At 40.4% G+C, this 18451-nt stretch carries 20 protein-coding genes and 1 riboswitch; of the genes, 1 reads left to right on the top strand and 19 read right to left on the bottom strand.

All coding sequences use genetic code 11. From position 1 onward, the window contains the following. Window positions 1-118: 118 nt before the first annotated feature. The 11 genes from LI074_RS09260 to LI074_RS09210 form a co-directional block, all read right to left on the bottom strand. Window positions 119-691, bottom strand: a complete 573-nt coding sequence (locus LI074_RS09260) for an MATE family efflux transporter (RefSeq protein WP_227567369.1) — start codon at window positions 689-691, stop codon at window positions 119-121. A 567-nt stretch (window positions 692-1258) separates the two neighbouring features. Next, window positions 1259-1885: a lactate utilization protein gene (locus LI074_RS09255; protein ID WP_118138016.1), complete on the bottom strand. Its 627-nt coding sequence runs from the start codon at window positions 1883-1885 to the stop codon at window positions 1259-1261. 148 nt (window positions 1886-2033) lie between these two features. Then, on the bottom strand, window positions 2034-3401 hold the full coding sequence (locus LI074_RS09250; protein ID WP_243868811.1) for a DUF6034 family protein: 1368 nt from the start codon (window positions 3399-3401) through the stop codon (window positions 2034-2036). A 329-nt stretch (window positions 3402-3730) separates the two neighbouring features. After that, window positions 3731-5002 carry a sensor histidine kinase gene (locus LI074_RS09245; RefSeq protein ID WP_173679578.1) on the bottom strand — a complete coding sequence of 424 codons (1272 nt, stop codon included), beginning with the start codon at window positions 5000-5002 and terminating at the stop codon, window positions 3731-3733. A 5-nt stretch (window positions 5003-5007) separates the two neighbouring features. Continuing rightward, window positions 5008-5667, bottom strand: a complete 660-nt coding sequence (locus LI074_RS09240; protein WP_025581106.1) for a response regulator transcription factor — start codon at window positions 5665-5667, stop codon at window positions 5008-5010. A gap of 516 nt (window positions 5668-6183) precedes the next feature. After that, the gene (locus LI074_RS09235) at window positions 6184-7314 is read right to left on the bottom strand and encodes a DUF4179 domain-containing protein (protein WP_173698138.1); all 1131 of its coding nucleotides are present in this window, start codon (window positions 7312-7314) and stop codon (window positions 6184-6186) included. Continuing rightward, window positions 7298-7864, bottom strand: coding sequence for an RNA polymerase sigma factor (locus tag LI074_RS09230; RefSeq protein ID WP_055054333.1), 567 nt, complete (start codon window positions 7862-7864; stop codon window positions 7298-7300). Before LI074_RS09230 ends, LI074_RS09235 begins: the two co-directional genes overlap by 17 nt. A 450-nt stretch (window positions 7865-8314) precedes the next feature. Further along, window positions 8315-9847: an FtsW/RodA/SpoVE family cell cycle protein gene (locus LI074_RS09225; RefSeq protein WP_173698137.1), complete on the bottom strand. Its 1533-nt coding sequence runs from the start codon at window positions 9845-9847 to the stop codon at window positions 8315-8317. A 3-nt stretch (window positions 9848-9850) separates the two neighbouring features. Further along, window positions 9851-10180 carry a PadR family transcriptional regulator gene (locus LI074_RS09220; protein WP_022379877.1) on the bottom strand — a complete coding sequence of 110 codons (330 nt, stop codon included), beginning with the start codon at window positions 10178-10180 and terminating at the stop codon, window positions 9851-9853. A gap of 201 nt (window positions 10181-10381) precedes the next feature. Then, a complete protein-coding gene (locus tag LI074_RS09215) occupies window positions 10382-11281 on the bottom strand; it encodes a hypothetical protein (RefSeq protein WP_022379878.1) in 900 nt (299 codons plus the stop codon). Further along, window positions 11281-11496, bottom strand: a complete 216-nt coding sequence (locus tag LI074_RS09210; RefSeq protein ID WP_022379879.1) for a hypothetical protein — start codon at window positions 11494-11496, stop codon at window positions 11281-11283. Before LI074_RS09210 ends, LI074_RS09215 begins: the two co-directional genes overlap by 1 nt. A gap of 157 nt (window positions 11497-11653) precedes the next feature. On the opposite strand from LI074_RS09210, the gene LI074_RS09205 reads away from it, so the two are divergent. Continuing rightward, the gene (locus LI074_RS09205) at window positions 11654-11827 is read left to right on the top strand and encodes a hypothetical protein (protein WP_019160770.1); all 174 of its coding nucleotides are present in this window, start codon (window positions 11654-11656) and stop codon (window positions 11825-11827) included. A 107-nt stretch (window positions 11828-11934) separates the two neighbouring features. Here the strand turns inward: LI074_RS09205 and LI074_RS09200 are convergent, their stop codons facing one another. The 8 genes from LI074_RS09200 to LI074_RS09165 all read right to left on the bottom strand — a co-directional run. Then, on the bottom strand, window positions 11935-12756 hold the full coding sequence (locus LI074_RS09200; RefSeq protein WP_022379880.1) for a hypothetical protein: 822 nt from the start codon (window positions 12754-12756) through the stop codon (window positions 11935-11937). A 6-nt stretch (window positions 12757-12762) separates the two neighbouring features. Beyond that, on the bottom strand, window positions 12763-13386 hold the full coding sequence (locus tag LI074_RS09195; RefSeq protein ID WP_022379881.1) for a helix-turn-helix domain-containing protein: 624 nt from the start codon (window positions 13384-13386) through the stop codon (window positions 12763-12765). A gap of 154 nt (window positions 13387-13540) precedes the next feature. Then, on the bottom strand, window positions 13541-14095 hold the full coding sequence (locus tag LI074_RS09190; RefSeq protein ID WP_022379882.1) for a hypothetical protein: 555 nt from the start codon (window positions 14093-14095) through the stop codon (window positions 13541-13543). Window positions 14096-14134: 39 nt separating this feature from the next. Beyond that, the gene (locus tag LI074_RS09185; protein WP_022379883.1) at window positions 14135-15493 is read right to left on the bottom strand and encodes a M20 family metallopeptidase; all 1359 of its coding nucleotides are present in this window, start codon (window positions 15491-15493) and stop codon (window positions 14135-14137) included. Between the two features lie 124 nt (window positions 15494-15617). Continuing rightward, window positions 15618-16268: an SDR family NAD(P)-dependent oxidoreductase gene (locus LI074_RS09180; protein ID WP_055059818.1), complete on the bottom strand. Its 651-nt coding sequence runs from the start codon at window positions 16266-16268 to the stop codon at window positions 15618-15620. Then, window positions 16268-16825, bottom strand: a complete 558-nt coding sequence (locus LI074_RS09175; RefSeq protein WP_008706068.1) for an ECF transporter S component — start codon at window positions 16823-16825, stop codon at window positions 16268-16270. Before LI074_RS09175 ends, LI074_RS09180 begins: the two co-directional genes overlap by 1 nt. After that, on the bottom strand, window positions 16822-17811 hold the full coding sequence (locus LI074_RS09170; protein ID WP_055059817.1) for a nucleoside hydrolase: 990 nt from the start codon (window positions 17809-17811) through the stop codon (window positions 16822-16824). Before LI074_RS09170 ends, LI074_RS09175 begins: the two co-directional genes overlap by 4 nt. A 112-nt stretch (window positions 17812-17923) precedes the next feature. Beyond that, a riboswitch (PreQ1 riboswitch) is annotated at window positions 17924-17968 on the bottom strand. Between the two features lie 232 nt (window positions 17969-18200). Continuing rightward, on the bottom strand, window positions 18201-18451 hold a 251-nt coding region (locus tag LI074_RS09165; RefSeq protein ID WP_147348304.1), incomplete at its 5' end, for a zinc ribbon domain-containing protein.

The following is an 18451-nucleotide window of genomic DNA, read 5'->3' as shown; positions in this document are numbered from 1 at the left end:
ATTCACTCTCCTTAATCAACGGATTTCTGTCTATTGATAGATAGCATAGCACATTTTTATCCGTTTTTCCATTGTAAAGTGTCACCTTGCGGCTGTTATCTCAAAATCTTGTTACTCGTCACTCCATTCTCAGTAATGCTGCACAATTTCCTTTCATCATCTTATAATAAACCGGGATCAGAAGTGCACAGGCTCCGATCCATGCCATTGGACTGGCAATACATACAGATGTATATCCGATAATTCCGGAAAGACCTACTGTTGCAGCAATTCGCATAACCAGTTCAATCATACAGGCAGCAAAAGGTGCTTTGCCATTCTGCATGCTCTGGATGGATGTACGATATACTGCCAACAGCCCAAGCACAAAGTAAAAGGGAGCTACAATCGTCAGATACATATCTGAATAGTGATAGATTTCTTTTGTGGGATCTGAGAGAAACATTCTTACAATCGGATGTCTCAGCAGCAGAATTCCAATACACATGATCAGGTTAAATGCTTCTGTCTGGATCAGACAGGCGCGCACGCCCTGACGAATACGGTCCCATCTGCCTGCACCAAAATTCTGAGCCACATAGTTGGAAATTGCGGTCATCATTGCATTGTTTACCAGTACAGAAAGCTGGTCTGCTTTCGATGCTGCGGTATATCCTGCAACTGCTGCAGTACCTTTCTGGCACGTCCGGATTTCATATGCGGCGAATACGGAAGTGATGTGGAACGCAGATGTTTTCGCCCTTTTCTCCAGAATTCAGCTGTCCCCTGCATCCTTCTTACTTCCGAAAGTTCATGTACCCGGACTGTAATTCAAAAGCTCAATGAAACAGAAGCACTCTTTGATCAGAAGACCTTATGTTATGAGTTGAAGATTAAGGGGCTTCTCTGTGAAATTTTCGGTATGATTCTCTGCGAACACCAGAATGATTTTGCAAAATTTATTCCGGCCAACTAGCTGGAACTGGAAAGGCTGGAACAGATGCTGAACTATCTTAATACGCATTTTGAATCCATCATCTCTCTGCAGGAACTGGCAGACCAGGTTCATCTGTCCAGAGAGGTCTGCTGCCGCATGGATATTATATTAGGATTCTGTGTCAGAAACCATTCCGGTATTGATTTACATGATACAGATATTGACTTTTTCAGACCTATTGTTTTCCAAAAAAGGACAGCCCCTTTGACTTATTATGCGTCAATGAGACTGTTCTTTTTTATTATTTGTGTTCAATCGAAGCCAGGGACTTACTTGATTTGGTTACATCCCAAGTGTGTCATTTACCAGAATAACATGGATTCTGTCTTTATGTCTGGAATATCTGGTGATCAGGAACTGACAGCAGATGGTATCCGGGGATTTGCAGTCAAAGCATTTTCCGGTTTCCTTACATGGAGTTTTGATATCAAATCTCTGCGCATTAGCTGTAGCTGCCACATTTCTGGCACGCTTCATTGCACTGTCAAGATCCGGACAGACTTTGTTTATACCTACAATAAAGATTACTTTTTTCGGGCCCTGGGCAATGCAGGATACACGGTTGGAATTGCCATCAATATTGACAAGGACGCCATCATCTGTGACTGCATTGGCACTGGATAAAAAGAAATCTGCATCATAGGCTGCCATAAGTCCCTCACGAGGTTCAAGCTTTGCGCGGTCAATATAATTATAATCTCCATCCTGCAAAGCTTTGACCAGACCGATCTCATGTGCACTCATGCATCCGCCCATGGCGATCGTGCTTCCGTTTGGGATCAGTTCCAGGGCCTGCTTTAATGCTGCTTCTTTATCTTGTGCATAATACCCGGACATATTGCGGGATTCCAGTCCCTTAATCACTGTTTTTGCCAAAAGTTCGTTTCTTTTTTTCATGTTTGCATCCATTGTGGTGTCCTCCTTAATGTCTGGAGCATGCAGATTGTAGAAATTATTTTCAAACACGCTCTGGTTTTTATTGTTGTCCCAATCATACCATATTTCCGGTTTCATTTCTATTTTAACCAGATAAACACTGCACTTTTTTTATTACGGTTTATTCACATTCTCCAATACCACCAGGAAACGTAGTAGATGGTCCGCTCTGTACTCTTTGTACGACACTGCCATCTCGTGCATCGATTGTGAGAAGCGGTACACCGATGCGATCCATAGTAACGCTGTCTATAACCATTTCATCACCGCCATCTGCATAGGCCGGTTCCTGAGAATTCCAGGTTCCGTAGAAATCCCATACCGGTATCAGGCTTCCCTCTGTACTGCTGCTGCCATTCCGCACACGCATATATCCAAGCTGAACTTTTGTTATCGTCATCTCAACTGTCTGTGCATCAATGGATGGATAGCGGGTGAAACTTATGCCATCTACTGCCGGCAGACGGTTTTCCTGCTCTGTCATAATCTGCATGGTGATTGTTTTTTCAAAAATATCTTTGATTTCATCAAATGGCAGAAGAAACAATGCTTCGTCCGAAGCATCTGATACCTCAATTGGATCACTGTGTTGGAAACTCTGAAGTGTTCCGCTGCAGAAAATCATTGTCAGCGATTCATTATCCCACACATCGCACTGCGCTTCATGAAAATTATCGTCTTCATCTATCCAGGGACGGGATAATTCATCATATGGCAGATAAGAATTCCGTATATAATTAACAGGTACACCATCGACCATTCTTTCAAAGAAAAAAGAGGTCTTTTCCAAAGTGCAGTTTTCTTCTGTGAGTTCTTTTGATGCACTGTCAAACAGGTGCCATTCTCCAGAAACAATATCCTTTACATAATTTTCTGCGCCGTCATCAGTCATATTCTGATTTCCTGCTTTTATATAATTCTGAAATCGTTCTGCTCTTTGTTTTTTCTCATCCTGAGACATATTTTCTTCGTTCACATCATCAAATGCAGCATATTTTTCCAAAAAACTAAATGCTTCTAAATCGGGGAATGTACCTGTATACTGGTACGTCAGTCCATCCACCTCATATGTTTCTGCCAATCCATCATAGTCTTGTTTCAACAATTGCCCTTTGGCAAAAGTATCCAGTACTTTCTGTGGCTCTTCTTCAGAAATTGTCACTTTTTTTACATTTTTCAGGCATATGGCACCCACATCCGGCACTTCTATCGGAGCATCGGCTGTCAGGGTAAATTTCATAGGATTTTCCTGATCTGTTCGTTCTGCGGATCTTAGATCGGACTGGATGGTTGTCTGGTAGGTTTTCGGAGCCTGCACCTGTTCAGTGACTGTTTTCTGAACTGTTTCTTTCTCTTTGTTTTCCTCTTTCTTTGCAGCAGTCTTATCCTTTTCTTCTACAACAGCAGAATGAATGACCTTATCACATCCTGATATTGTAAAAAGATTCATACATAAAAAAACTCCCACAAATATTTTTATTTTCTTCATTTCTTTCTCCTCCTTTCGCATATGTAGCTGAGCAGATAAAATATTTTCTTTGCTGCTTAATTTGGTCAGTCAGATAAAATTATCCGCATTCTTTACATTCCTGATTCAGTCAAGCGGATAAAATCATCTGCTTCGCAGTTTAGTTAAAAAAGGTACCCTCTTCTTATAAGAAAAGAGTACCATACTGTACTTCTAATGTATTCATCAAGATGTAAACAAGTTGTAAATTTCATCTGTTTAATATTGTCCATGTAATAACGAGTGAATCCGTCTGGATCGGTCAGTTATTCATAATTGAAGCAGAATATTTGTTTGATCAGGTTAAATCCTTATCTTTTTTTATCAAATATTACTCTTACTTTCGTTCCTGTTCCAAGCTGGCTTGTGATGTCCAGTCTGCCTCCATGAACTTCTGCGATTTTTACACATAACGCAAGTCCAAGTCCTGCTCCGCCCTCCTGGCGGCTTCTGGATTTGTCTACCATGTAAAAAGCTTCCGTAATTTTTCCCAGTTCTTCCTGTGGGATTCCCCGACCGTTGTCTGCAACTTCCAGAATTTTCCTACCCGATTCTTTATATGCTTTTACGGTAATACGACCTCCTGCTTCTGTAGCACGGAGAGCGTTATCTATCAAATTTACAAGAAGACTTTCCATTAATTCATCATCCATTTTCATAGAAAAATCTTCGTATTCTGTCTGCAATTGTATCTGTCTCTGCGCTGCCTGTTCTGCCTCTAGCTGAACTACATGTTCCAGCAGTTCTCCTATATAGTGTGACTCCATTTTTATTGAATCATTCTGATGGAGCCCCAGCATCTGGAGCATTTTTCCGGAAAGTTTTTCAAGTCTTTTTCCCTCACGGCTGATATGTTCCAAGGCACGGTCTTTTTGTTCATCGTTTAGTTTTACATGCCGCAGAGTGTCTGAATATCCAATAATAGAAGTAAGAGGTGTTTTCATTTCGTGGGCAAGTGCTCCCATAAGCATTTCCTGTTTTCCGGCTACTTCCTGCAGTTTTTCCATTTGCTGTACGGTCCGCTTCATCATTAGATAGATAAACAGACCAGCAATGCAAAATACTGCCAGATAGATTCCCAGGAACCAGGCTGCCGTCTGTCTCAGTTCCGTAAACATAGAAGTAACATCACGGACTGAAAGTATTTCGTAACCCTCTGGATTTGTAAGCAGCGCATGCTGTAAAAGTAAGTATTTGTGATTCAGTTTCTGGATTTTGTACTCATAGGAATCCGTTTTGTTGTTTAAACCGAGATTATCCATGCTGACAATCTCATAATCTGTGCGGTTTACTACGGCTTCTTTACTTTCGGAATTAATGAGGAGCATTTTCTCACCGCAGCATCTCAGAAACTGGAATTCCAGATAAGATTTTTTTCCTGTTTCTGACATCTGCTCATATTTACTGTTGTCCCAGAATTGTTCCAGGAGATTTTTTCCATTTGCAAGCTGTCGTCCATAGGTTTCAGCAGCATTATTCAGGCTTCTTTTTCCTGTGACATACAGGCTCAGGACACCGACCGGTATCAGAGAGCACAAAAGTGTTATCAGCATAAGTGCTACTGTCCGTTTCCACAACTTCATAGCGGTTAGTCCTCCAGTCGATAGCCAAGTTTTGGGATTGTTTTTATTTCATCGTACAACTCCAGTTTCTTGCGGAGCTGGCCGATATGCACGTCTACAGTTCTGCTCTCTCCCAGATATTCTTCGCCCCAGACACGTTTTAATAGTTCTTCTCTTCCAAGTGCGATGTTTTTGTTCTGTAAGAGCAGGATAAAGAGATCGTATTCCAGTGGTTTCAGGTTTACGGGAATCCCATCTTTCAGAATCTGATGGCTCTGGAGATCTGCCTGAATATTTTTGATTGTGAGAATTCTCTTTGCACGGCCGGTTCTTTCAAGGATTTTTTCAATCCGTACAAGAAGTTCCAACATTTCGAAAGGCTTTACCATATAATCTTCTGCACCGAGTTTCAGGCCTTTTACTTTGGATGCTACGTCATCTTTTGCAGTAAGGTAGATCACCGGGAGATTCTTTGCGCGGAAATCTTCCATCAGAGCAAAGCCATCTTTGCCGGGAAGCATAATATCGACAACTGCAAGGTCTGCATCTTCATTCCATAGCAATAGGCGCTGGGCTTCTATTCCGTCGTAGGCGGCTACTGTTTCGTATCCAGCTATGGTTAGGTTCATACATAATAATTCGGAAATTGCTCTGTCATCTTCGATTACCAGGATTTTGTTTTTCATTTTGGGATCACCTCGATTAGTTTATGGAAATAGTATAACGTTTCGAAGATGTAACGTCTACAAAGATATATATTTTACTTCATTAGTCATACTATTCTATCCACTCATATACCAGATAATCAACCCCTGCATCTATCATAACAGGAGCATCTGAATGCAACTTAGTTATAATCGAACAGTATCCTACATTATGGTACAAATATTCCAGACGTTTGCGGGGTAATTTTGTAATTTTCCTGGTATTCTGGCGTATATAGCATTCTTTATTTAAGATTCGTTTTAAAGTTTTACTACACTTATATACAGAAAAGTCTTCTGGATTACTTAGATGATATTTCAAAATCAAATTCCTGATGTTTGGGCTAAGTTTTCTGACAGAATCATAATAAGATGTATCATTGTCAAAGGTAAATATTAGCCATTTGTGCTCTATACGGATTTTTTTAATTATACAATCATGTGGTACCGGGATTGTCGGCAGAACATCTTTGTTTAAATAATATGTCTTCTTCATTTTCATCTTATCTGTACTGTAAACTTGTCTCCTATTGGTATTGCGTCATCTGTGGGGCTTTCTCCCTCATTATATACATAGACTGTGGATTCTTCGTAGATATCATCAGAGGGATCCTTATCCATTTTTTCTTCAGACACCTGATGCGCTGTGTCGTTTTTTACTTCATATAACTGTAATGTGATTGTGTTTGCTTCCGGGGAGATTTCTTCATATCCGGGATATAGACCTATCGTTTGCCGGAACATAGTTTCCTGACCATTTCTTCCTGTTTCCTGATAGCAGATTTTGTTTCCCTGATCGTCTGTTCCAATCAGATAATAATCACTGTCAATATATACTGTTCCATGATACATTCCGTAAATTGTACTTTCGAATGGATTCCATCTGAATTCTGTGAGGTTCAGGACATTGGAATCCATTTTAATATTCTGATTCAGATTTAAATCCACAGTGTTTTTCTCCAGCTCTTCTTTTGATGTCGCAAGTTTAAATGTATAAGGTTCTGTATCAGCCTGTATTTTCTGAACATTTTCCCATGTATCAGCATCGTCCATTGCAATCGGCCAGACTTTGAACTCTATGTTTACAGTTCCCTCAGTGTTAACTTCTTCTCCGATTGTGAAATCTTCCACTGTTATTGGATTTTCTGAGAAAGCATTAACTGTTCTTTGGCCTAAGCCCTGCTGAATTTCCTGACCGTTAATGCATACTTCTGTATATAAAAGTTTGTCTTCCACCGCATCCTTCATATCTGCGTCTGAATCTTCGCTGTCGTAATACGCAATCCATAAATTTTTGCTGTCCATCACAATCTCATTTAATGTTATGGTGATTCCATCTCTTGAAATGCTTTTTCCTACAACATTTGTATAAGAATCGGTATCACCGTTCTTAATTCCCAATGCCTGTCCGATCCATGAAGTTACTCTCTGTAATGCTGCTTTTACATCTTCCTGATATCTTAATGTGCATCCAACCATAATAAGCAATATGATCCCGGCGACTGCTGTTTTCCAACTCCTTTGTATATGGAAAAAACGATGCTGTTTTTTCCATGGTCTGGAAGCTTCGTAAATATATTTATCATCCAGATCACCAATCAGTTCTAATGTCTTAAATCCTTTTTCCATATAAATGTTTCACCCTTTCCCATAGTTTCTTTCTGCTTCGATAGAGACTGGATTTGATTCTGCTTTCCGAAATTCCATGCCGGGCTGAAATTTCACTGATGCTGTCCATATACCAGTAGCGTCGTATAAAAATGTCACAATCACCTTTTTTCAGGGATTCCAGAAATTTTTCAAGGATTTCCAGAATCTCTTTTCTCTGGATTTCATCATTCAAAGAATATGCTGTTACATCCTCTATCTCTTCCAGTTCTTTGCATAATTCTAATATGTGCTCTGTTGACCGTTTTGCAGCTTTTTTCCTGCGAAAACAGTCAATTGCCAGGTTTCGGGTTATTTTTCCAAGAAAAGCAGACAGAATTGCCGGTTTTCTGGGTGGTATGGAGTTCCATGTGGCTAGCCATGTATCATTGACACATTCATCGGAGTCTTCTTTATCATACAGAACATTCCAAGCAATACTAAAACAGTACCTGCTATATTTTTCTTCGGTCGCCTGTATGGCTTTTTCTGATCTGTCAAAATACAGATTGATAATTACTGTATCTTCCACTTTTTTCACCTCACGTTTCTTTTATTTTGCCTTCATAAGATAAGACGGATTTTGAATGGTAAAGTTGCAGTTTTAATAAAAATAATTTTCTTTTTCCAGAGTAAATAATACACTGTCGAAAAATCAACCTGTCTTTTCACAATTTCTGACTGGAGAAATGGAGTGTATTCTGATAAAATAGGCATATAAAGGAGGACAAGCGGAAATCCTTACAAATGATAAAAGCAAAAAGAGCAGCCGAAGACATTTTCAAGGCACGAATGAGGACTATACTTAACGAATACGGGAATACCTAACCGATTTATCTGAAAGACAAAAATGCAGATGAAGTATTCCGGAAATTATACCGTCAGTCAATTACTCCAAATAGTTAACGGATAAAGATACCGCCATATTGACTTATCACAATCAATATGGCGGTATTTTTCTTAATACAGTTTTTTACATTTTCTATCTGTTCATTTCATTGTGCTGCACAATCTTTCTCATATTTCCAACCAGAAGCAATGTCAGTACAATGGTTACGATTTTAAACGGAATATTCATATAACCCTTACACAAATCCCAATATATGGCAACGCACATAACAGCAACAGTGCCTCCTGTCAATACGCACATGGACATTTTTGAGACATACAGAGCTTTTTTTGCTTTGGTTTTATCGAATTTGAAACCTATTTTCAAGTGTCGTGGATAGATATTTTTATATCTGTATGTACTCAGTACAATCCCCATCAGTCCATAGGAAACTATAATGCAGCTTCCTCCTGCTGATAAAAAGGGAAGAAATGTTACTGATTGTGGAAATATACCCAGATTTTCCAGGATATTTATGGAAAAGTTTATAAGAAATACGATTCCGCATCCGCATCCCATCATCATGCCCAGCTGATTTTTCTGTCGCATGGCGGTGTTAAAAACTGCGAAAATCAAAACTGCCAGAACACAGCATAAAAGCACGGCTGCAATTGTTCCATATACAGATGACAGATAGGTCAAAATATAATCCGCATTAAAAGCCGGCAGATTTCCCATTACATCTGATTCACTTTTCCCTATCCATTTATTCTGCTGCCAGAATGAATGCAGCATTCCGGTGAAATAATCCTCTTCTCCACCACCTGAAAAAATGGCCTGTATACGTGCAATCTGATATTCTGTCAGGCTGCTTCTCAGATACCTGATCAGAAAAGCTGCCACAGGCATAGCCAGAAAACCAGCCCAGATTCCACAGATGGCTCTCCTTTTTCTCACAGTAAACCAGTTCTTTTGAATTGCGATTGTCAGCATAACCAGCATAGATACCAACATCACACAAGCTGTCATAAGCGCAGGCATGGCATAGACCAATATAACCGGTGCAAACATCCATATGATTGCTCTCATCAAGCCCTTATATCCCCATCCATGATATTTATACAAAATTGCTCCATATATGGGAACATAAAACAGCATCAGAGTCTGCATGGATATTCCTCTTCCTCCCGGCAGTACAATGAAGCATCTTGCCCCATTTAACTGATAGCCACCCAACAAGGTAACCAAACAGGAAAACAGTAAAATGACAGCAATTATTTTCGAAGATCTTGCCAGTACAGTGTAATCCAGAAGATATAAAATCATCATAACTGCAAGTCCGATCACAACATGGAACACATATCTGTCCGAACCGGCCGCAGCGTTTTCACTGATTTTTCCGGCAATCCCTGCATGTATCAAAACGCCTGCAATGCTGATAAGAACGATTATTCCCAGAAGTTTCCATGCAACCTGAGGCCTGTGGACACTGTCAAGAGAGATTCCTGTTTCCACAGGATCTCCCATATCCCGGACAGCTTCCCTCTCTGCCTGTTCACGATCCATACCTGCATGCATATTTGCCTCGATCTGATCTTCTATATGATCCTGAAATTCCTGTTTTACATAAGGCCGCGCTTTCTTACAGCGAATCTGTTCCAGTAATGTTTTCAGATATTCGTCCATAGATTACACCTCCATTACAAGCACGTTGGTCACTGCTGCAGAATACTCTTTCCATTCTTCTACTTTTTTTTCCAGAAATCCCCTTCCCTGTCCAGTCAGACTGTAATACTTTCTGGTCTTTCCGGCTGCCTCCTGTTCGTATACTGTCAGAAATCCCTTATCCTCCAGACTGTGCAGTAACGGATACAGAGTTCCTGCTTTCAGTTCAAACACGTTCTGAGATTTCTGTCGCAGGGTATCGATCATCTCATATCCATACATATCCTTTTCTGACAGCAATTTCAGTATAAGCATTGTCATACTCCCGGAAACCAGTGATTTTTCAATAGCCATAGTATTCACCTCCCATTGTATAGATTGTCTATATATCGGTTATCTATATAATATAAGAACCTATATGCTATGTCAACTGTTTCCGGAATAATTTTGAAAACTTCACTGCTATGGCAACCGAGTTCAGGTATCTACATACTTTTTCGGACAGAAAAACCACCGCATTGTCATATAGTAACACAATGCGGTGGTATAAATCTCTCAAAACAGATCCAGCATACTGTCCAGATATATTTTTTCTCTGACATGTATCTGGTATTCCGGTCTGGTCATGTAATAGAGCAGAAATTCCAGTATCAGGGCACTGCCGAGTCCTCTTCCTTCTATTTTAAAATTTGAAAATCCCATTGGCAGATAGATATCCCGGATATCATTGATTCCAATAAACCCTGGATTCTCTATAGCTTTTGAAAAAAGATAGCCCCTCTCTCTCTCCGGTGCCTTGCAGTAATGCTCCAGGCAGTTTTCACCCAGATTCTTGCGGCTGACCGTTTCATAGCAGGCTTTTCTGTCCCTGCAGCCGAACCAGCAGCATTCATTGCAGAGAAATTCTACTTTGTCCTTCTCAGCCTGAGACAATGTATTTAACTTATCAAAAGCCTTGTTTAGCCGGAAATCCGGCACAACATAATGGAAATCTTTTCTCCTGATTTCTTCCTCAAGCTGTGTAAAATCTGTCAGAACCTTGGTAGTGGAGGAAACAAAATAGAGTCCCGGATACTGCTCCTTAATATATTCCAAGAGCAATTCTGAATAAATGATCACGCCGTTTTGCGGTTCTCTGTTTCTCTCAAACAACCGGCACAGTGCATTGCATTTTCTGTCTGAAAGGTGCTCCTGGCGAAGCAGGGAATTGCTGAAAGTCAGTCGGGCAGAAATCCCATATTCCTGCATCAGTTCAAGAACCTCCTCCGGGTCATTCTCTCCGAAGCCAGCCCTGCCTCCACCCCAGATACAGTCTGCCGGAGCACCATATATGGAGCCAATTTCACACCAGTCGTAAAAATATTCCCTGTGTTCCCGGAATAAAGGCAGGAACATCCGGTACAGCTCATAAAACTCAAACAGCCCGGGCAGGTGAAAATATGCTTTCTCCTTCATTAATTTTCCAGCACATCCTCTATGGTTTCCGAAGCATCCTCAAGAGCATCCAGGGCTTCGATCAGTTCATCTGCTTTTCCTGTATGTGTCTCCTCTTCTTCATACTCATCAATCAGTGCTGTCAGCTGATCTTTTATCTCTTCCAGACCTTCATAGATTTCCTTTAATTTTTCTTCCCTTTCCATTACGGATGAAAGCTTTACAACTTTAGACATTGCGATACCTCCCATATGCATTTTCTTTAGGAAAAATTATAACACTGCCCTCTTTTTATGTCTATATAATCTGAAGGCACTTGTGATACCCTTTTCCTCTGTGGTATTCTATAGATATGATCATTGCGTTACGCAAAATATAAAGTGGAGGATTTTTATGTTAGTTTGTGATTATATCGTAGAATCTATTGACGGTGACTATGCACATCTTCGCAGAACAGATCTGCCTGAAGAAGAGTTAAAACTCGTAGCACGGGCACTTCTGCCCTTTGAGATTACAGAAGGATGCAGATTACATTATGAAATGATGCAGTATAGTATCATTGACTGATTTGACAGTCTCCGCCTCACAGCCGTTACAAAAAGTTTACCAGAAAAGGCAGATAAGTGACTTTTTTATCCTTTATCTGCCTGTAACTTCATACACTCTCTGTAATATCATTTTTTCATCAGATACCCATATTTACGCATCTGCCCTCTTAACAGCTGCTCCACGCGTCTTATTACTTCCCTGGGATAATTTTCCGAATTCTTCTGTAAGTATATCTGAATATCTTTAAAGGTAAATTGGAAACCAATCTGAATGCCATACAGTTCTTCTGCTGCATCCAGCTGTATATCAAAATCAGAGCTAAATGGCTTCGCCTCAATTTTTTCCAGACAATATTCCAATGACTGATCAATAGGATAATCCTGATTTATGTCGGCAAACATACAAAGTCCCTGATCAAAAAAAGGACTCAGTTCATATTTCTGTGTTTTTTCATTATAAATGACCGCAATATTGTTGGTATGTCTGTCCTCATTCATGAAAAACGCATCTATTTCCAGCATTGCAGTCAGATACGCTCCAAAATTATCTATTTTAGTAATTTCTTCCACCTGAGTTACCAGGTACTGAATGCGTTCTGAAACATCCGCAAAATCTGAGAGCTTTACTGCCAGACTTTCACCTGTATATCGACGATACAATTTTTCCAGCGGAATCAGAACCTGATTTGCTTTCAGAAAATCCAAACTGGAACAGCCCTGAAATATTTTCCCATTATACTCAATTACAGCTGCTTCATACTCAACAAAAGGGAAAGGACAGGTACTCTTCTGCAAAAGGTCAGATACAAGAACTTCAGATAAACCTTCATATCCCATATAATCAGCCTTATACCACCTGTCATCAATTTTCCATTTGAGCTGATCTCCCTTGGAAGTATGACCGCTCTTATGCAAGGGAGAATATGCATCAAAATTGCGAATTTCCATTTTTGATCAGCCCTCCTTTTTTAGAATCATAATCCATTGATGATCATCTGACATGCGCCCCTGTGTTTTTTCAATAATTAATAACGGATCATAAAATGGAAGCCCCATCTCTCTCAGAATATCTTTCCTGTGATCGCGTGTTCTGGGAAAACAGCGTTCTTCCAGAAAATATTCAAAATCAGCCCAATCCGGATCAGTTACAACTCCAAATGCCCGGAAAATAATCTGATCTGTATAGTTTTTAATCTTAATTTTTTCATGCCTGAAATCAATATCTATCGTTGTACACAGATCATCATGATTCATGAAATTCATACGCATTTTCACATCCGGATCATCAGAAAAATTATAGGCTCGCTTTATCTGACTGTAAATCGTCTGACGGGAAACGTGATACTGTCTGGCAATATCTGTAATTTTTTCTCCCCGGTCCTGCAGTGCCAAAATATGTGCCAGCTGTTCTTCTGTAAACGAATTTTTCCTTCCGGTATTTTTTTTCTTTTCTGAAATAATGCTGTTATTCATATCAGCATTCAAGCATCTGTAATTGTCGGCATCTCTGGATATCTGCTTCAGTTCATGAATATCTGTTGTTCCAAAAATCTGCTGTATCTGATCTTGAAAGTTCATATTCACATCACCACCTAAAAAGACATTATGGAAACCACTTTCACATATAACAGTTTGTCTAATTGAGTATAGCATGGAGCAAAAAGAAGTGTCAAGAAATAGTTTCTTGACACTTCTTCACCCATATCTACTCAATATGATTATGTGCTTTTTCTTATTTCCGCTCCAAAAATCCCTTGGTTTTCCCCATAACATCCTGGAGAATTTTCAGGTTTTCCAGTGTATCTGTTGTTTCCAGTGAATGGTTTGCATTTTTATAAGTATACATTGGCACCTGCTGTTTTTGTGAAAGAGCCTGTACTTCAGGAACAATACTCCATGGATCTGAAGTTCCGATAAAGGCAATGGCATCTCTATGAACAAAATTATATGTGTATTTCAATGGTGTGTATAGTATCTGCCGACATCTGATGCTGTGTTTCTCTGCATATGCGGATGCTATGATCGTGCCTACGCTTTTTGCGACAAATAATATTTCATCATATTTGTCAAAGTCAATGGCAGAAAGACTTTTCTCTGCCTGTTCATAAAGGCTTTCGAATGCCTGCTGCATTTTTTCTTCATTTCCCCGGATATTTCCGCCATCATAAGTATAGCTTAATGCAATTGTTTCTTCATAGCCACATTCCTGCGCCAGCTTTCGTGAATAATATAAAAGTGGCTTGTCACAATGATACCCAATACCAGGGAAAAATACTGCTGCCTTCATGTTCTGCTCTCCATTTAATAGCTGCTCCATCATTTTTCATCAGATTGCCAGAAGATTCTTAATTGCTTCCATATAAACCAGAACTGCCTCTTCCATACCGGATACGAGAATAAATTCATCTGCGCTGTGGATACGATAATCAATTCCCGGCTTCTCAGGTCCAAATGCAATGATATTCTTAAGAGATTTTGCATAAGTTCCACCGCCGATCACCATCGGCTTGTTCTCTGTATCGCCTGTTACATCTGTGTAAGCTTTGTATAAAGCATTTACCAGTGGGGATTCTCTTGGGAAGAATAAGGCATCACCAATTCCCAGAATCTCTATACGACCATTCTCATCCTCAAGTCTGCTCTCACACATCCTGCGGACTTCATCTGCTTTCAATGTTACAGGTACTCTGATATCAATTGTACAGGAGATCACATCATTCTCTGTTTTGATCATACCGTTGCAAAGAGTAAGTTCGCCATACTCATCTGCAAATTTCAGTCCAATGCCTTCACCATCGCAGGATGTGCCGATATGTGTATTATAGAATTCCACAAAATCGTCCTTAAATCCTGCTTTCTCCAGACATTCAAAAGTAACACCTATTGCATTGACCCCAAGAGTCGGAGTGCTGGCATGTGCCGGAACTCCCTTTGCATAAATACTGATCTGTCCATTTCCCTCTGTTACCTTATATTCCTGAAGCTTTGTCTCTGCAAGTACAGCTTCCAGTCTCTCCTTCAGTCCTTCTTCGGCAGGAACAACTATTGTGGAGGAATCGCATACTGCGTTAAAGACAAACCCTCCATCTGCAGAGATGATTTTCGTGTTCTTGGAATAAGCCATCATCCGCAGAAGCCCCTTTTCGCCATGAATACATGGAAAACTGGCATCCGGGGTAAAGCCGCAGGATAATTCTTCTGCCACTTCATTATAATGTTCCATACATTTGGAACCTGTTTCCTCATTACATCCCATAATGAGACGTACTCTCTTGTTCAGCTTCACACCTGAATCGCGAAGAAGCTTCATTGCATAAAGAGCTTCCAGAACAGGTCCCTTGTCATCTGTTGTTCCACGACCGTAAACATAATCACCCTCGCGTGTCAGTTTAAAAGGATCATAACTCCAGTCGCCGCCTACAGGTACAATATCCAGATGTCCGGCAATACCAACAATCTCATCACCCTCACCCATCTCTGCATAACCACAGTAATTGTCCAGATTGACTGTCTTAAATCCAAGCTCCTGTGCAATCTTAAGACCTTCTTCCAGTGCTTTGGCAGGTCCTTCTCCAAAAGGCTTCCCCTCTGCGGGAGTGCCAAGCTGAGAATCAATGGCAACCAGCCTTCCCAAATTGGTAAGCATCTCCTCTGTTAATCCATGAATCTGTTCTTTGATATCCATAATTTTTGCGCCTCCTGTTAAATACTTTCTCTATCTTTGAAATATCTTTATCACTATTTTCTCATTTTATCATATTCGGGCACAAAATAACAGTAGATCGCAGGAATGATTTTTCAGACCCACTCTATGGCCAGATAAAATTGCAGTTTCCGGCCTCCAGACCGTCAATTAGAATGTTCTGGCCTGTACAGAAACGGTTTTTTACCGCCATAAAGTAAATCCACTCTGCTGCCTCTTCCACAGACATCCATCGTTTCAGAGGTGTGAGTTCCATGATCTGATCCCAGAGCTTTTCATCCTCCATCACCGGCCGGTTCAGTTCAGTCATAACCCCACCGAAATCCAGACTGTTGCATGTGGCCTGATAAGGAGCTATCCTCATAGCCACGTTTTTCGTGTAAGCAAGGACCCCTCCTTTACTTGCTGCATACTCCGGAAATTCAGAACCTGTATGCCCGCTTGCTGATCCGATCATAATAACAGAATAAATATTAGGATGAATGCCGTAATGTTCTGTAACAGAAATCGTCCCTTTCAGATTTACATCAATATCATCGCCATTCTGAACCCCTGCATTATTGATCAGAATATCTACCTGTCCGATTTCCGGATAAGAGCTTTTGTCTCTGATATCCAGACAGAAATGAGTATATTTCGGATGTTGGATCGAGGATATATTTTTATCAAATCCATAGACTTCATGATTTTCTTTCAGGAAAAATTCTGCACAGCCCTTCCCGATCCCGGATGCTGTGCCTGTGATCAGGACTTTCATCAAGCAAAATTCTCCTTCATACTTTTACGCAACGCTGTAATAAGAACTGCTGCTACTGCAATACACAGAACCCTGTCAATGTAGTCCGTGATAAACTGAACTACAAAACAGCTTCCTACCATTCCAAGAGGTGTTTTTGCCAGAAGCTGTACAAGAACAGTGGATCCGGAAGAAGTGATTCCTCCAAATAAAAATGCCGTAATACAGGAACTGATTATAGTAGATGGAAGTGTGATCACAAGAGCAGCCGGAAATATCTGCCACTTTTTCGGCTGGAATTTTCTGTACACAAGACCTGTCACAAAACCAAGAAGAATTCCTACCGGTGCATAATACAGGGAATAAATATCTACAGTCATTCCCATCAGCAGGCCGCTGAGCAGATTAGGAAGCATTCCATAAAAGGGTCCCAGAACAGCAGCCACAAATACAGTTCCAATACTGTCCAGATAAATAGGAAGTTTCAGAAATAAAGCAATCTGTCCTCCCACAAAATTAATGCAAATAGCAAAAGCGATCATACAGATCTTCTGTACACTTATTTTTTCAGTTTTCATTTTAAATCTCCTCGTATTAAATCTTGTAAAATATCCAGTTCTTCCGGTTCCTGATCTAGGATCCTTGAAAGAAACATCTGAAAGAATCCATACACATCTACCTCAGTCAACACCCTTGTATTTGAAGTTTTCCGGTAGAAATTCATAGAATCCACAACAGACTGTCCAAGAGAAATCCCCTCTGTTTCAATCTGTACATAGGAATCAAAGCCTTTGCAGAGTTCCGGATTGATAAAATATGCCACTGCCAGGGGATCATTGATCACACAGCCAATGATATGCTCCCATTCCCAATGAAAATCAAAATAAAATTTCGTAATCTTCTTTACAAATTCCCCTGTTTCTTTATTCAGACGGCACATATACTCCAGCAGATCAGGCGTGAGCACAATCTTTCTCGTCACATCCAGCCCCACCATATGGATTTTCTGACCATTCTGATGGAGTGTCTCATACACCAGGGAAGCGCCGTCCGGGTCACACCAGTAATTGTATTCTGCAACAGGTGAACAGTTTCCATGACTTTTAAAGCTGCCGCCCATGGAAACAATTTCCTCAATACAGGAAAATGCTTCTTTATCCTTCTGGATCAGTCTGGCAAGATTGGTCATAGGTGCCAGTTCGATTATGGATACTTTCTCTTTTTTCAATACATCAGCCAGAAAATCCACAGCACTGATCTGCTGCTGATAACCGGTTACTTCAGGCAGAAAGCTCTCTCCAAGCCCGTCTTCTCCGTGAGTATCCAGAGCATTCACGTAATCCCGCCTTAAGGGAGTGCTTTCCCCAATGTACACAGGAACATCCAGACGATTCATCTGCTTCAGGATTTTCTTTGCATTTCCAAATCCCATCTCCACCGGTGAATTTCCACACACAATGGTGATTCCGATCACTTCGATCTCCGGTGATTTCAGTGCAAGCATAATCGCAAGACTGTCATCAATCCCCGGATCACAATCAATAATTACTTTTCTTTTTTTCATTTAATTCCTTTCTGTCAAAGCAAAAAAAATACTTTTGTTTATCCCTCAATAAACAAAAGCATCAGCAAACAGACCGCTTATGATAACTCATAAGCGACCGCAATATTTTTTACTTTGCCTAGTTTTTTATACTGGGAGGGTTTCGAACCAGTTTCGGTGGTTATTTTAACACATATTTTTATGCATGACAACAGTTAGCGCATACACCATTTGAGATTTGCAGCATATTCTAAGAGCAGAAATCTCGTGACATGCTCCCGCCACTTAAATCTTACAGATTTTGAAGTGGGGGCTTCCTGCTCGATTGCCCTTCAGGGCAAAGCTAAAACAGGCTATCCCCGCGTGTCCCGCGGTTCTTTTTTATCCGGTTACGGATCTTTTCTGTGCTATTATGCACATTTTTTATATATTCTTTTTCCTTCTTTCAGAATATTGACCGCTGCATTCACATCCCGGTCCATCCGGTTTCCACATTCGCACAGGTATGTCCGTTCTGATAATGCCAGTTCTTTCTTTTTATGCCCGCATACACTGCATATCTTGCTGGATGCAAAATATCTGTCTACTTTTATCAGATATTTTCCACGTTCTTCCAGCTTATATCCAAGCATGGAAAGGAACTGACCGTATCCGTTATCCT

It is taken from the genome of Blautia sp. MSK18_10, from assembly GCF_020553185.1.
Classification (GTDB): domain Bacteria; phylum Bacillota; class Clostridia; order Lachnospirales; family Lachnospiraceae; genus Blautia_A; species Blautia_A wexlerae.
Note: the sequence above shows the minus strand (reverse complement) of the source record. Positions and strands in the feature narration are given on the sequence as shown.